Source organism: Pseudomonas sp. URMO17WK12:I7 (assembly GCF_003269045.1).
Classification (GTDB): Bacteria; Pseudomonadota; Gammaproteobacteria; order Pseudomonadales; family Pseudomonadaceae; genus Aquipseudomonas; species Aquipseudomonas putida_J.
In genome coordinates this window covers 21,134-35,896 of the sequence record NZ_QLTL01000002.1, presented here as the reverse complement: position 1 = coordinate 35,896, position 14,763 = coordinate 21,134, and the positions used below count along the sequence as shown (strand labels likewise).

16 protein-coding genes and 1 pseudogene are annotated in these 14,763 nt (G+C 58.7%); 3 read left to right on the top strand and 14 right to left on the bottom strand.

The annotated features are described in order from the left end of the window. Positions 1 to 8: 8 nt before the first annotated feature. Entirely contained in the window at positions 9 to 401 is a 393-nt protein-coding gene (locus tag H040_RS02310; RefSeq protein ID WP_027920299.1) for a lysozyme inhibitor LprI family protein, read from the bottom strand. Positions 402 to 523: 122 nt separating this feature from the next. On the opposite strand from H040_RS02310, the pseudogene H040_RS27610 reads away from it, so the two are divergent. Next, a pseudogene (locus H040_RS27610) lies at positions 524 to 821 on the top strand (RHS repeat-associated core domain-containing protein); the annotation flags it as partial. 415 nt (positions 822 to 1,236) lie between these two features. Next, a complete protein-coding gene (locus H040_RS28020; RefSeq protein ID WP_081784331.1) occupies positions 1,237 to 1,983 on the top strand; it encodes an RHS repeat-associated core domain-containing protein in 747 nt (248 codons plus the stop codon). 3 nt (positions 1,984 to 1,986) lie between these two features. On the opposite strand, the gene H040_RS02295 is transcribed toward H040_RS28020, so the two are convergent. Further along, positions 1,987 to 2,544, bottom strand: a complete 558-nt coding sequence (locus tag H040_RS02295; RefSeq protein WP_027920300.1) for a hypothetical protein — start codon at positions 2,542 to 2,544, stop codon at positions 1,987 to 1,989. Then, on the bottom strand, positions 2,541 to 3,104 hold the full coding sequence (locus tag H040_RS02290; protein ID WP_027920301.1) for a GNAT family N-acetyltransferase: 564 nt from the start codon (positions 3,102 to 3,104) through the stop codon (positions 2,541 to 2,543). Before H040_RS02290 ends, H040_RS02295 begins: the two co-directional genes overlap by 4 nt. 203 nt (positions 3,105 to 3,307) lie before the next feature. Here H040_RS02290 and H040_RS28015 point away from each other — a divergent pair, with 203 nt between their 5' ends. After that, a complete protein-coding gene (locus H040_RS28015) occupies positions 3,308 to 4,243 on the top strand; it encodes an RHS repeat-associated core domain-containing protein (protein WP_081784332.1) in 936 nt (311 codons plus the stop codon). 91 nt (positions 4,244 to 4,334) lie between these two features. Here H040_RS28015 and H040_RS02280 read toward each other — a convergent pair whose 3' ends face one another. The 11 genes from H040_RS02280 to hmpA all read right to left on the bottom strand — a co-directional run bounded on the left by H040_RS02280 (position 4,335) and on the right by hmpA (position 14,730). After that, complete coding sequence (locus H040_RS02280) at positions 4,335 to 4,586, bottom strand: DUF3077 domain-containing protein (protein WP_027920302.1); 252 nt, start codon at positions 4,584 to 4,586, stop codon at positions 4,335 to 4,337. Beyond that, positions 4,579 to 4,833: a hypothetical protein gene (locus H040_RS02275; RefSeq protein WP_027920303.1), complete on the bottom strand. Its 255-nt coding sequence runs from the start codon at positions 4,831 to 4,833 to the stop codon at positions 4,579 to 4,581. The genes H040_RS02280 and H040_RS02275 overlap by 8 nt, the downstream gene beginning before the upstream one ends. A gap of 435 nt (positions 4,834 to 5,268) precedes the next feature. Further along, complete coding sequence (locus H040_RS02270; RefSeq protein WP_027920304.1) at positions 5,269 to 5,652, bottom strand: YkgJ family cysteine cluster protein; 384 nt, start codon at positions 5,650 to 5,652, stop codon at positions 5,269 to 5,271. A 151-nt stretch (positions 5,653 to 5,803) separates the two neighbouring features. After that, positions 5,804 to 7,012 carry an alanine transaminase gene (gene alaC, locus H040_RS02265; protein ID WP_027920305.1) on the bottom strand — a complete coding sequence of 403 codons (1,209 nt, stop codon included), beginning with the start codon at positions 7,010 to 7,012 and terminating at the stop codon, positions 5,804 to 5,806. A gap of 336 nt (positions 7,013 to 7,348) precedes the next feature. Continuing rightward, positions 7,349 to 8,236 carry a heme o synthase gene (cyoE, locus tag H040_RS02260; protein WP_027920306.1) on the bottom strand — a complete coding sequence of 296 codons (888 nt, stop codon included), beginning with the start codon at positions 8,234 to 8,236 and terminating at the stop codon, positions 7,349 to 7,351. Positions 8,237 to 8,247: 11 nt separating this feature from the next. Further along, positions 8,248 to 8,580, bottom strand: coding sequence for a cytochrome o ubiquinol oxidase subunit IV (gene cyoD / locus H040_RS02255; protein ID WP_027920307.1), 333 nt, complete (start codon positions 8,578 to 8,580; stop codon positions 8,248 to 8,250). Next, the gene (cyoC, locus tag H040_RS02250; protein WP_027920308.1) at positions 8,580 to 9,203 is read right to left on the bottom strand and encodes a cytochrome o ubiquinol oxidase subunit III; all 624 of its coding nucleotides are present in this window, start codon (positions 9,201 to 9,203) and stop codon (positions 8,580 to 8,582) included. The genes cyoD and cyoC overlap by 1 nt, the downstream gene beginning before the upstream one ends. A gap of 3 nt (positions 9,204 to 9,206) precedes the next feature. After that, positions 9,207 to 11,225 carry a cytochrome o ubiquinol oxidase subunit I gene (gene cyoB / locus H040_RS02245; protein WP_027920309.1) on the bottom strand — a complete coding sequence of 673 codons (2,019 nt, stop codon included), beginning with the start codon at positions 11,223 to 11,225 and terminating at the stop codon, positions 9,207 to 9,209. A gap of 3 nt (positions 11,226 to 11,228) precedes the next feature. Continuing rightward, positions 11,229 to 12,173, bottom strand: coding sequence for a ubiquinol oxidase subunit II (cyoA, locus tag H040_RS02240; RefSeq protein ID WP_027920310.1), 945 nt, complete (start codon positions 12,171 to 12,173; stop codon positions 11,229 to 11,231). A 558-nt stretch (positions 12,174 to 12,731) separates the two neighbouring features. Then, entirely contained in the window at positions 12,732 to 13,238 is a 507-nt protein-coding gene (locus H040_RS02230) for a disulfide bond formation protein B (RefSeq protein ID WP_027920311.1), read from the bottom strand. Positions 13,239 to 13,551: 313 nt separating this feature from the next. Continuing rightward, a complete protein-coding gene (hmpA, locus tag H040_RS02225) occupies positions 13,552 to 14,730 on the bottom strand; it encodes an NO-inducible flavohemoprotein (RefSeq protein ID WP_027920312.1) in 1,179 nt (392 codons plus the stop codon). Positions 14,731 to 14,763: the final 33 nt, after the last annotated feature.

Genomic DNA, 14,763 nt, shown 5'->3' with positions numbered 1-14,763 from the left:
CAACCCCATCACTGCCCGGGGCTGAGTATCCGCTCCAGCTCCGCCGCCCGTTCGCGGGTCATGTCCAGCACGCACATGCCGCCTTCCAGCTGCGCCAGGGTGCCGCCACTGGCCTGTACATGGAACTTGCAGTTGGCGTCGCGGTAGGTGATCCACTTGCGCTGCACGTCGCGCAGGCTCTTCTGCGGCCCGGGCGCAAGCTTGGTCGTCAGCTGCTGGTAGACCCGGTTCAGGCGCTGGTCCTGAAGTTGGGTCTCAGTCTGGATGCAACTGCTCATGGCCACCGTGCTGGAGGCGCTGTCCATACATTGGTTATAGGCCTGAGAGGCTCCTTCCGCTTGCGCTTGGCCAATTACTAAAAAGGCGGTCGCCAGACCGGCGATTAATTTCAAGTTGTACATCATGGGTCCTTTCGGGTGATGAAATGTCATGCCTGACAGTATCGGGCAACTGGTATTTCTGACAGTTGTAGCGGTAGTCAAAGGCGACGACAGTAGCGAAAGACCTCAAGAGGTGAGGGAACATGAGCATTAGCGTGACACCCGCTTGGCAAGGCTCGCCGCGGATACAAGCAACGACGAAGGCCTATTGTGTATACGGCCACGCCTCTGCCGCACCGGTGCACCTGCTCGCCTTCAAAGCAGAGTATTTCGATACAGCCATCGACAGCTACATGCTCGGGCAAGGTTACAGAAGCTACAGCCCTACGTTGATGAGGTTCAGGTCAGTGGACGGCTGTAGCCCGTTTGGACGAGGTGGGATCCATGCTTACGCCTATTGCACTGGCGACCCAGTAAACCGAACAGACCCCGATGGACACGCCGACATGACAGGTATGTCTGTCAAAAAAGTCAAGTTTCAGCCAGTCCCATCACGCGGCGGCCGAGGTGGCCAGATGATCCGGGCACTTGCCAACCAAGTGCTGCGAACAGCACATGCCGTGCCGCGTGCTGCGGATGCAACGAACATGACACCTCATGAACAAGTGCGAAGCTTCAACCAAAGGGCTACCGAAATACTGCAACAGGCTCGGCCTGTCGTAACGCAACAGCAGCAAGCCACTCACCAGGTGAATCTGACAATACAAGCGAGGACAGGACCAATTGCGCGATTACGCGCCGAACTCGACAGACTAACAATACAAGAGCAGCCACGTACACAAATCGAAAGCTCTACCCCACGTGTTAGTCGCATACGTCAGGCTCAGGATCACCGTAGTGACAACCCGAGGCAGCCATGAAACAAGAGCAATCACGTTTGGCAAACTCGCAAATCTATACGCCGTATGGTTTGCTTCACCCAAAGACGGCAGCATCGAGTTTAGGTTTTAACGGGCAAAGAAAGGACCCTGTGACGGATGGCTATCCACTAGGTAACGGTTATCGAATTTACAGCCCTTCTCTGATGCGGTTCCACTCGCCTGACTGGCTCAGTCCCTTCGGAGCAGGCGGCAATAATAGCTATGCCTATTGCGAGAATGATCCACTTAACCATGTGGATCCGTCGGGGCAGGCGAAATTCGTCGTTAGAAGTGGATCAAGGTATCAGACTAAGTTCAGCCTCCCTGTGCGGAATCCAAACTCGATATTTGACCTACCCAGTAAGTTGCATTCCACAAAAAAGGCGTATCAGAAGCAAAGTAACAACCCGTTTCTCGTTGAACTGCTCGCTACCGACCAGCGGCGTGCAAAACACGCTCTGAAACACATGAGGCAACGCATAGAGCGAATGCATCTGGAACTTGACGAGATGGATGCCCGAATCAATTCCGCATTCAAGATCGTGGAGGCACCTGCGGATGCGCCATCGTCTCCTCAAGTGCCCCCCTCGCACCAATCTCCCACAATCATTAGCTCTCAAACTTCCCAAGACGTAAACATACGACCCAATCAGGGCATTTGGCTGGATAATTTCCGAACGGCTGTACGCAACGGAGACGCATACAAAATCTTTCTTCTCGCGCGCCAAAAGTTACAGATGTGAGTGCTATAGCACCTGACCATGCTCCGGCGGCATCAGCACCTTGCCCGGTTCGAATTGCAGCGCTGGCATCTGGGTCGCCGCATAAGCGGTCACGGCCAATGCCGCGATCAGGGCGACATCCAGCCAGTTCCAGGACGGCACATCGTCACGGCTGCGTGCGACCCAGCACTGCCAGGCCTGACCAGCACAGAACACCGCGATCGCCGCCAGCCACAGGTAGAAGCCCACGCCGAAGCCGGTGCGGTGGGAGAATTCATAGCTGATGTTGTCCGGCAGGCGTTCGATACCAAAGCTGCTGGCAGCCAGGTACAACGCTCCCAGCGCAAGCAGCAGCGCCAGCCGGCGAAAGCGCCGATGGCAAAGGATGGCTACCGCCAGCAGCGGGTTGGCGAACCACTGGAACATGCCGAAGGGGATGCCCCAGGGACCGTACAGGAACATCTGCAGCGCCGGCATGTGCCGGCCGGCGCTCATCAGGGCGCCGTCGAAGGCCAGGCTGAGCAGATACAGGGCAAGGCTCAGGGTCAGGTAGAAGGCCGGTAAACGGGCGCCCAGGGTCATGCGACTGGCGGTTCCAGCAGCAGGCCGTATATGCCTGAGTCGGTCAGCTCGCCCGCCACGCACCAGCGCGCCCGCAACGTGCCTTCGAGGACGAAGCCCTGGCGTTCGAGGGTTCGGGCCGAGCCCTGGTTGCGCGGGTCGATCTCGCCTTCCAGGCGGCGCATATGCAGGGTGTGGGCAATGTAGTCGATGAAGCAGGTCAGCGCTTCGTCCATGTAGCCCCTGCCCTGCACCGCGCTGGCCAGGCAATAGCCAATTTCGCCACGGCGTGAGACATCGTCGATGTTGAACAGCTGGACCATGCCGATCAATTCGCCGTTGTCTCGGCGGTACATGCCGAGCTTGAGCTGGTCGCCATTGGCATAGGCTTCGCGGTCGGCGGCCAGGGCGCTTTCCGCTTCGGCCAGGTCTTGCCAGGGGGCATGGTGCCAGTAACGCATGACCTCGGGGTCGGCCATGATCTTCAGCCACTGCGCAGCGTCGGCGTGGCGCATCGGGCGCAACTGCAGGCGCGGGCTGTCGAGGCAGAGGTCAGTCGGGAAACTGCGGGGTGGGGTCACGCCGGATCTCCTGTCCATTGCTGGGGAGATGACAGTTTAACGTTATGTGACCGGTTCGAGCATCCCGGGGCTGCTTTGCAGCCCATCGCGGGCAAGCGCGGCTCCCACAGGGTGGATTGCCCCCTGGTAAAAATGACAGTTGCACCCTGTCAGTAGTCAAGCAATCTTTGACTTCACTACCACGTCAAAGCGGCCTGCCTATCATGAAAGCTAGACTTTTCTACCAAATGAACCATCTGCAGCAGGTACTGCGTGACGGCCAGAGTTGCTGCATCTTGCGGGTTAAAAATTCCGCCATCGCAGAATTACACGAAACTACGGTTCCAATCAGACGATTGCTCCTCGCAATCGACTCAATGAGATCGATTGTACGAACACAAGATGCAAGCATCAGACAAGTATTGAGTTACAGCCCCTACGGCCATCTTCCTCGTTCCGGGCAAGATATACCCATCCTTGCTTTTAACGGGGAAAAACTGGACAAATCGACCGAGCGATACTTCCTTGGCATCGGACACCGCACCTATAGCCCTGGAGTCATGAGATTTTGCTCTCCCGATGCAGCGAGCCCCTTTTTGCAAGGTGGGCTGAACAGTTACAGTTATTGTTCGGGAGATCCCATCAATTATCAGGATCCTTCCGCTCAATACCGAATCCCGTTGCAACGCATCGCCTCGCATCAACCACCTCGCTACTCAGGCAATCCGACGCTGAACCAGTCTCGCAGGCTTCTTCACCGTGCCAAAGTGCGCCAGCTGAGAGCAGAACAAGCGAGAGCGCTTGCTACAGATGCGTATGTGGCCTCGTTAAGACTCGAACAAAGTGCCGAACAGTACCAGCGTAGAGCCTCCGTATCGACAAACCCGCAACGTCAAATGAGGCACGTGGAGTCAGCTAGCCAAGACATGGCCCGCGCCGCGAGATTTCATCAAGTAGCGGAACAGCATTTAAGCAGAGAACAACACCACCTCGAACATGTAAACAGGTTAAATAACGAGAATTATCAGCTACTGACTAGCCAAGCAGAAAATGTTCCGCCAGCCCTTGCTCAGCCCCCACAACCGCAACCGTTTCAAACGAATAACACTCCGCCTCTGCAAGCTCAAAACATCCGAATTCGCAGGCCACACGTTACTTAGAGAAGAAATAATTGAACCTGTACCAAGGGATACGCGTTCTCACTGATTTCTCGTCGATTAAGCAGAGGGCCGAAAAGCGGCCCCCATCAGCTCAGACGTTGCGATTCAAGCCCATCTCCATGTCATTGATCAGCGCCTTGGCCATGGCACTGAGAATCCGCGTGGCGCTCCCCGCAATAAGGTTGCTCTCCATCTCGGCCTCTTCGCTCAGGTGGCGAATACACCCCAGCAACACCGACAACTCATCAAAGGCATGATCGAGCGGGATGCCGGGCTGGATGGTGTACAGGTCGAGAAAGGTCTCCTTGCCTGCCGTGGTTCGCGACTTCAGTTCGTCAGCCATGGGCCACCTCTAGACTCGCCATGTGGGTGGATAGCGCCCGGAGCAGTTCGGTGATGATGGCCATGTCTTCGAGCACGGTTTGGCGCTGTTCGGTGTCTTGTGTAGCCAGGCAAAGCTGAATGGAGTTGGAAAGGGCGTCCATGAGCGCGGCGGCGTGAGGCTTGGCGTCTTCAATGGACAGGCCGGCGATTATCGTGATGTAGGGAATGGGAAATGAAGGCGGTGGATCAGGTACCAACTTTTTCATGGTTGTCTCCAATGGCTTGAATGGAAGCAACCGCCTCAATCCTTCTCACAGATTAGGGTGGCAGTCGTGCGCGAGGTGAGAAGCCCGTGTTGGAGACATCACGGTCAGACCGAAGCCTGCACGCGCACAACTGCCATAAAATGGCCGTCTACCAACAACGAGTTCTCACACTCGCTCGCCAATGTGGGCGAGCCATGAAGGTATCGCTGAAGCAGTTCCCTGGCTATCAGACGGCATCCGACGGAGGTTGCAGGATAATTCACACCCCCTGCCCCGCTGAAGCATTTGGTTTCAGATTCAGAATTTTCTTACAGCTGATGGCCCTTTCGCGGGTGAACCCGCTCCCACAGGGACATCACCGCCAGCGAGACTTGTGCAGTACCTGTGGGAGCGGGTTTACCCGCGAAAGGGCCGGCACAGGCCGGCGAAAATGGCTCAGGCCACCTCGGCTCCATCATCCGGCCAATGCGGCTCGTTGGCCCCCGGCGGGGTCAGTGGCGGCAGCCCATACGCTGCCCGCGCATCGTCACAGCTCGGGTTATGCACCCCACCCTCCCAAGACGCCTCAAACTCGCGGCACGGGCTTGAACGGTTGGCGTAGATGGTACACGCCACCTCGGTACCGATCTCGCCCTGCAGGCTCACGCAGCGGCAAGGCTTGGCGTCGGTGCCGATCATGGCAACACGGCTGGGGTTGATCTGTACCACCAGGTCGTCCGGCACAAGGCCGCCGGCAGACTGGCATTCGCCCCAGAAGAAGGACACACGGAAATACCCGCAGCAGGCGCCGCAGTCAAGGCAAGGGTTGTTTTCGGACATGATGGCACGGAAGGAGGGTTGTTGTTATCGGGGCTGGGCCCGCGCGCCATTTGTAATCGAAGCCAGGTCGGCTGAGAAGAGGGGCAATGCAAAAATAGTTTGCCGTTGATCCGGCAGGCCCGAGCCCGCCGAAGCGGGCTCGGGTGACGCGTTACTTCTGGGTCAGGCCATCGGCGCGGAACATCTGGCGAATACCGCGAATCGCCTGACGAATCCGATCCTGGTTCTCGATCAGGGCGAAGCGCACATGGTCGTCGCCGTAGTCACCAAAACCGATGCCCGGCGACACGCACACCTTGGCCTCGGCCAGCAGTTTCTTGGCGAACTCCAGCGACCCCAGGTGCGCGTACTGTTCCGGGATTTTCGCCCACACGTACATCGACGCCTTGGGGTTCTCGACCATCCAGCCCAGCTCGTGCAGGCCCTTGACCAGCAGGTTGCGGCGCTGACGGTACTGCTCGGCAATATCGCGTACACATTGCTGGTCGCCTTCCAGCGCGGCGATGGCAGCCACCTGCAGCGGGGTGAAGGTGCCGTAGTCGTGGTAGCTCTTGATCCGCGCCAGGGCACTGACCAGCTCGGGATTGCCGACCATGAAGCCGATCCGCCAACCGGCCATGTTGTAGCTCTTGGACAGGGTGAAGAACTCCACCGCGATGTCCTTGGCGCCCGGTACCTGCATGATCGACGGGGCCTTCCAGCCGTCGTAGACGATGTCGGCGTAGGCCAGGTCGTGCACCACCAGTACGTCGTACTGCTTGGCCAGGGCCACCACGCGCTCGAAGAAGTCCAGCTCCACGCATTGGGCTGTGGGGTTGGACGGGAAACCGAGGATCATCATCTTCGGCTTGGGGATCGATTCGCGGATCGCCCGTTCCAGCTCGTTGAAGAAGTCCACGCCCGGTACCAGCGGTACGGAACGCACCTGGGCGCCGGCAATCACTGCGCCGTAGATGTGGATCGGGTAGCTGGGGTTGGGCACCAGCACCGTGTCGCCCTGGTCGAGGGTGGCGAGCATCAGGTGCGCCAGGCCCTCTTTCGAGCCGATGGTAACGATGGCTTCGCTTTCCGGGTCGATGTCGACCTCGTAGCGCTCCTTGTACCAGTTGGAGATGGCCCGGCGCAGGCGCGGGATGCCGCGTGAGGTGGAGTAGCCATGGGTGTCTTCGCGCTGGGCAACCTGCACCAGCTTCTCGACGATGTGCGGCGGCGTCGCGCCATCGGGGTTGCCCATGCTCAGGTCGATGATGTCCTCGCCACGGCGGCGGGCAGCCATCTTGAGTTCGGCGGTGATGTTGAAGACGTAAGGGGGGAGACGATCGATGCGCGCGAAGCGGCGCGGCGAACCTGGATTGGCCATGGTTTCCTCTGCAGACGTAAGCGCCCGGAACCGTCCGAGCGACGCTGGCCGCTGCGGCGGCCTGGATCAGAAGATAGTGCCGAAAGAGGATGCTTGTAAAGGATAATTTCCTGTTTAGTTAAACATTTTCAGATTTATTTATTGAAAATCAAGGATCTATGTTTTCAGGCCTGGCCTCTTCGCGGGCAAGCCCGCTCCCACAGGGACCACGCCACATTCAATGCTTGCACTTCACCTGTAGCAGCGGGCTTGCCCGCGAAGAAGCCATCCCAGAAATCACAGGCATAAAAAAACCCGGCGCAATGGCCGGGTTTTTTAGTGAAGCACTCGCCTCGATCAGCGCGCGTAGGTCATCAGCACGTCTGCAGCGGTCTGGCTGTCCACCGACATCATCACGCTCAGGGCAGTGACGGTCAGGATGGAGAAGCCAAACACCTTGCGGGCCCACTTGCTGTCGTCCTCAGCCTTGTAGCCACCCCAGGCCATGTACAGCCAGTACAGGCCCATGGCTGCTGCCACGGCCAGGTAGCCGAGGCCGGCGTAACCGCCGAGGGTGAGCATCAAGGTAGCCAGCAGGAAGGCCAGCACGTACAGCACGATCTGCTTCTTCGCCGCCAGGATGCCACGTGCCACCGGCAGGACCGGAATGTTGGCAGCGCTGTAATCCTTGAAGCGGAAGATGGCGATAGCAAAGCTGTGCGGCATCTGCCACAGGCTGAACATCACCAGCAGGGTCACTGCAGCCAGGTCGAAGCTGTTGCTCACGGCGCAGTAGCCGATCACCGGAGGCATGGCACCGGACAGGCTGCCAACCAAGGTGCCGTGCACCGATTTGCGCTTGAGCCAGAGGCTGTAGAAACCGACGTAGACCACGAAGCCTACAGCTGCGCAGAACGCCGACAGCGGGTTGGCCTGGACATACAGCAGGCTGAAGCCCGCCACCCCGAGCAGGGTGGCGTAGACCAGCGCGAGGGTCAGCGACATGCCGCCCTGCACCATGACGCGGTTCTTGGTGCGCTCCATCTTGTGGTCGATGTCACGGTCGATGCAGTTGTTGAACACGCATCCGGACGCCACCACCAGCGAAGTACCGATCACCACCGCCAGGAACAGGGCGAAATCCACATGGCCCTTCGAGGCAAGGAAGAAACCGCCTGCCACGGAAAGCACGTTACCGAAAATGATCCCCGGTTTGGTGATTTGGATAAAGTGCTTAACGGACATGCAGTCTTACCTCACTTGGCCATCATTTCGAAGTGGATGCTGAACATGATCCACAGCGACAGGCCGACCAGCAGAGCGATTACCAGCGCGGTGAACAGGAACGTCGACACATTGGAGCGCTGCTCTTTCGAGCGGTCCATGTGCAGGAAGTACACGAGGTGTACCACTACCTGAATCACAGCCATGGCCACGATGATCAGAACGGTCAGGTTCTTCGGCAGGCTTGGCGACATGGCCAGGCCGAACGGGATCGCGGTCAGGATGATCGACAGGATGAAGCCGATCATGTACGACTTGACGCTGCCGTGGTTACCTTCGTGATGAGTGTCGTGTGCGTTAGCCATTACAGAACTCCCAGCAGGTAGACGACGGTGAATACGCAGATCCAGACCACGTCCAGGAAGTGCCAGAACAGGCTCAGGCAGCTCATGCGGGTCTTGGCGGTCGGCGTGATGCCGTGCTTGTTGATCTGGTACATCATGATTGCCATCCAGATCAGGCCGGCGGTCACGTGCAGACCGTGGGTACCTACCAGGGCGAAGAAGCCCGACAGGAAACCACTGCGGGTCGGGCCGAAGCCCTCGCCGATCAGGTGATGGAATTCATAGATTTCCATCGCGATGAAGCCTGCACCGAACAGGAAGGTCACAGCCAACCAGCCCAGTACGCCAGCTTTCTTGCCGTCGAACATCTTCAGCATGGCGAAGCCGAAGGTGATCGAGGACAGCAGCAGGAACAGCGTTTCAACAGCTACGAAATCGAGCTGGAAGATGTCGTGACCCGACGGGCCGCCGGCAAAACTGCCGGACAGCACCGCGTAGGTGGCGAAGAGCGACGCAAACAGGATGCAGTCGGTCATCAGGTACAGCCAGAAACCGAGGACGGTCATCTGGCCCGAGTCGTGGTGGTGGTCATCGTGAGCATGGTCATGACCATGCGCGCCACCGTGGATTACTTGACTGGACATTGATTACACCCGTTCAAACGATTCGACACGTGCGCCGGCAGGCAGAGCACCTGCTTTGGCCAGCGCTTTGAGACGCTCGCCTTCGATGCGCGCCACTTCTTCGGCCGGAACCATGTAGCCCTGGTCGTCACGCGCAGCGTGGCGAACGAAGACCGCGATGGTTGCCAGCAGGCTCGCGCCAACCAGCCACCAGATGTGCCAGATGAAAGCGAAGCCGAAGACAGTCAGGAACATACCCATGAACAGACCGGTAGCGGTGTTGTTCGGCATGTGGATCGCTTCGTACTTGCCCGGCACCTTGTAGGCAACACCGGCTTCTTTGGCTTCGTTCCAGCAGTCCAGGCCAACTTTCTCAGGCATGTGGGCGAAGTTGTAGAACGGAGGTGGCGACGAAGTCGACCATTCCAGGGTACGGCCGCCCCACGGGTCGCCGGTCACGTCCAGGTTCTGCTCGCGATCGCGGATCGAAACGACGATCTGGATCAGCTGGCAGGCGATACCGAACAGGATCAGCACGGCGCCGACAACGGCGACATACAGGTAGGGTTCCCACAGTGGGTTGTCGGAGTGGTTCAGACGACGGGTCATGCCCATGAAGCCCAGGGCGTACAGCGGCATGAACGCTACGTAGAAGCCAGAGATCCAGAACCAGAATGCAGCTTTGCCCCACTTCTCGTTCAGCTTGAAGCCGAACGCTTTTGGCCACCAGTAGGCGAAGCCGGCGATGTAGCCGAATACCGCACCACCAATGATCACGTTGTGGAAGTGAGCAATTACGAACAGGCTGTTGTGCAGCACGAAGTCAGCACCTGGAACAGCCAGCAGAACGCCAGTCATGCCACCGATCGAGAAGGTGATCATGAAGCCCAGGGTCCACAGCATCGGTGCGGTGAAGCGCACACGGCCCTGGTACATGGTGAACAGCCAGTTGAACAGTTTCACACCGGTCGGAATGGAGATCAGCATCGTCGCCAGGCCGAAGAAGGTGTTGACGCTGGCGCCGGCACCCATGGTGAAGAAGTGGTGCAGCCATACAGCGAAGCCCAGAACGGCAATGGCGCCCGATGCGTAGATCATCGAGTGGTGGCCGAATAGACGCTTGCCGGAGAAGGTCGAAGTCACTTCCGAGAACACGCCGAATGCCGGCAGGATCAGGATGTAAACCTCAGGGTGACCCCACGCCCAGAACAGGTTGACGTACATCATCGGGTTCCCACCAAGCTCGTTGGTGAAAATGTGGAAGTCCAGATAACGGTCAACAGTCAGCAGAGCGAGTGCAGCGGTCAGGATCGGGAACGAAGCCACGATCAGCACGTTGGCCCAGGTGCAGGTCCAGGTGAAGATCGGCATGTCCATCAGCTTCATGCCAGGTGCGCGCATCTTCATCACGGTGACGAGGAAGTTCACGCCGGTCAGTGTCGTACCCAAGCCTGAGAGCTGTAGCGCCCAGATGTAGTAGTCGACACCCACCCCAGGACTGTACTGAATGCCCGCGAGCGGCGGATAGGCAACCCAGCCGGTCTTGGCGAATTCACCAACGCCCAGCGAGATGTTGACCAGCAGCACGCCTGCCAGCAGCAGGTAGAAGCTCAGGGAGTTCAGGAACGGGAAGGCAACGTCACGTGCACCGATCTGCAGAGGAACCGCGAGGTTCATCAGGCCGGTGAAGAACGGCATCGCCATGAAGATGATCATGATCACACCGTGAGCGGTGAAGATCTGGTCATAGTGTTCAGGCGGCAGGTAGCCTTCGGAGCCGCCGGTAGCGGCAGCCAGCTGGGTACGCATCATGATGGCGTCGGCAAAGCCGCGCAGCAGCATGACCATCGCGACGACGATGTACATCACCCCGATTTTCTTGTGGTCGACGGTGGTCAACCACTCGGTCCACAAGTAGGTCCACTTGCGGAAATAGGTGATAGCACCAACGACAGCGATACCCCCGAGCGCGATCATGGCAAGCGTCACCATGACTATCGGCTCGTGGAAGGGTATCGCCTCCAGGGTTAATTTACCGAACATCTCTTACTCCTCTGCACCGGCAGCTGGTTGCATACTCGATTCCACACCCTTGGTTGTGGCCAGATCTTTGCTGCCTGCTTCTTCGTGGACCGGCTTGCCGCGGTTCATGCCTTCGTACTTGTCGACGATGGTCTGGAACAGCTCTGCTGGTGCCTCGCTGTACAGCGCGACTGGGTTGTATTCGCTAGGCTTGGCCAGAGCTTCGTACTCGGCTTTGCCCAGTTTCAGTGGCGACTGCTTGACCTCGGCGACCCACTTGTCGAAGTCTTCCTGGGAGGTTGCAGTGGCCTTGAATTTCATGCCGGTAAAGCCAGCGCCGCTGTAGTTGGCACTGATACCGTCGAATTCGCCGTTTTCGTTGGCGATCAGGTGCAGCTTGGTGGTCATGCCGGCCATGGCGTAGATCTGGCCACCCAGGCCCGGGATGAAGAACGAGTTCATCACGGCGTCGGAGGTGACGCGGAAGTTGACCGGGGTGTTAGCCGGGAAGTTGATCTTGTTGACCGTGGCAATGCCCTGTTCCGGGTAGATGAACAGCCATTTCCAGTCCAGTGCGACCACGTCGATCTGAATCGGCTTCACGTCCGAATCAAGCGGACGGTACGGGTCCAGCTTGTGGGTCGACTTGTAGGTGACGTAACCCAGGGCGATGATGATGATGATCGGGATGATCCACACCGCGGCTTCGATCTTGGTCGAGTGCGACCAGTCTGGGGTGTAGGTGGCAGCCTTGTTGGAAGCACGGTACTTCCAGGCGAACGCCACGGTCATGATGATGACCGGAATGACCACCAGCAGCATCAGGCCGGTAGCGATCAGGATCAGGTTCTTTTGCTCAATGCCGACCTGACCTTTCGGGTCGAGCAGGGTCCAGTTGCACCCACTGAGTAAAAGCATGCCTAAAAAGGGCAATATGCCAAACAGTCTGGGGTAACGCTTTTTACTCATCTCACGACCTCTAGATCAGCTTGCTTCAATGCAATTTGTGTTTTGGTAGCCAACACTTCGTCCTGCCAAGTGCGGCATGTCGCGCCCGTACTCGCTCCTGCCCTGGTCTGACTGCAGGACCTTGGCGAAAAGCGGGTTAGCGGTGCTTATGGTTTCGTAGGCAACAGGCCTGTACTTCAGACCAAGTCCATTTGGTGCGGGAAAACGCGGAGGGGGGTCCGCCCGGTATCGCCGTTGGGCGAAACTTGACGAAGTCAGCAAAAAGGAGCGCTGGGGCTTCCTTCAATCCTGCGACTCGCAAGCAGTGCCGAACGGAAATTGGGGGCGATTGTAGATAGGTCGCAAACCCTTGACTATGACTTATTGAGCAACAGTCCTTTACAGAATCTGTAACAATAGCGCTCTACAAATCAACTTCGCGACAGTTTGTCGCACCCCGCTTGTTAGCCCTCAAACCCGCATTTCGCAAGGCTTTGAGGTTGATCTGGATCAAGCGGGAGAGGACTTTTCGCTCTTCTCATCCGGTGCAAAAGACCACACCGAAATCGGGACTTATGTCTAAGACTGGCGCCGGTTGCGGTAGATGCCGAACGGTACCAGGATGGCGGTCAGGACGAACGCCACCAGTGCCCACTGCGCCAGCGACAAACCGAGGATCGGCGGGTACGGCGTGCTGCAGAAGCCGTCGACCTGGAACGCAAGCGGCCAGAGCTTGGCCAGGGGCAGGTCGTCGACGATCGGCTGCAAGGTATCGATGCCGCAACTGACCATGGGGTTGGCGAGTATATACACATGGTTGCCAGCCGCAATGATTCCGCCAATTGCGCTGAGCACCACCAGGCCCTCGAACAGGGTCAGGGTGCGACGCCCGGGCATGGCGGCGGCAATGAACGCGAAGATGGCTATAAAGAGCAAGGCGTAGCGTTGCAGGATGCACAGCGGGCAAGGTGCCTCGCCCAGTACCACCTGCATGTACAGCGCACCGCCGATCAGGGCGAGGCAAATCACCCCCAGCAGCACCAGAAAGCGCCGTTCGCGGTTCAGGCGCAAGGATTGTTCGTTCATTGCCGATTCCTTCGATGGATAGATGGCAGCGTGGTCCGCCCGCCTGCGTGCAATTCTACACGCAGGCATGGCCCATTAGCGTGTCGAGGTGGCGGCGAGACAGCTCTGCGCAGGGCTATCCGGAGATGCTGAGACCGGCTGCTGTAACGTCGGTTCAACGTCGGCCGGTAAAAAAGCGGCTGCCCGGGCGCCGCGCAGGGGCAAGCCCCTCGACACCCGGGAGTGAAGGATACAGTGATTAAAGGAGGATTAAAGATGAAAGGTGCCGTGGCACCCTTCATCTTTCCTTATATATACGCCGCGCCGACAACAGTCATTCCAGGGCAGCCGCCGGCCCGAAGAACTCGTAACGGCTCTGCTGCTCTGGTACACCCAGGCCCTTCAGCTGGCGCTTGACCGTTGCCATGAAGCCTTTTGGCCCGAGGAAGTAGGCGTCCAGATCACGCTCGCGCGGCAGCCACTCACCCAGTAAGTCCTGGCTCAGCAGGCCAACCGCATCGGCCTTCTGCGCCCCCTCCTGCTCGGCATAGCAGTAGAAGCGCGTGAGCTGCGGGTGGCGCTCGGCCAGGCCATCGACCCAGTCGCGGAACGCGTGCACCGCACCGTTACGTGCGCAGTGGATGAAATGCACCGGGCGCTGGGTCTGCAGGGCCGCTTCGAGCATCGCCAGGGTCGGGGTGATACCAACACCACCGCTGATCAGCACCAACGGCTTGTCGCTGGCCGCCAGGGTGAAGTCACCCGCTGGCGGGAACAGCTGCAGGGAGTCGCCAACCACAAGCTCATCATGCAGGTAGTTGGAGACCTTGCCGCCCTCCTCGCGCTTGACGCTGATGCGGTACCCCTGGCCGTTGCACAGGGCCGACAGCGAGTAGTTGCGGCGCTGCTCGGCACCGTCGATGAACAGCTTCAGGCCGATGTACTGGCCAGGTTCGGCCTTGAGTACTGGCTGGCCATCCACCGGGGCAAAGTAGAACGAGGTGATCTCGCTGCTTTCCTGCTCACGACGGACCAAGCGGAACTCGCGGGTTCCGCGCCAGCCGCCGGCGGCCTCTTCCTTCTGTTTATAGAGGTTTTCTTCGGCACCGATGAGGATGTCGGCCAACTGGCCATAGGCAGCGGCCCAGGCGGCGATGACCTCAGGCGTGGCGATTTCCTTGCCCAGCACTTCTTCGATGGCTCGCAGCAGGCAGCTGCCGACGATCGGGTAGTGTTCCGGCAGGATCTGCAGGGCAACGTGTTTGTTGATGATCTGGCCGACCAGGCCACCGAGCTGTTCAAGCTGGTCGATGTGCCGGGCATACATCAGTACGCCATTGGCCAGCGCCCGCGGCTGGTCGCCACTGGCCTGGTGGGCCTGGTTGAACAGCGGGCGTACCTCTGGGTACTCGCTGAGCATCATCTTGTAGAAATGGGTGGTCAGGGTTTCACCACCGGTTTCCAGCAGGGGGACAGTGGCTTTGATGATTGCACGTTGTTCGGCATTAAGCATTTGCGACAACTCCTGAGCCTGAGGCTTGAAAAG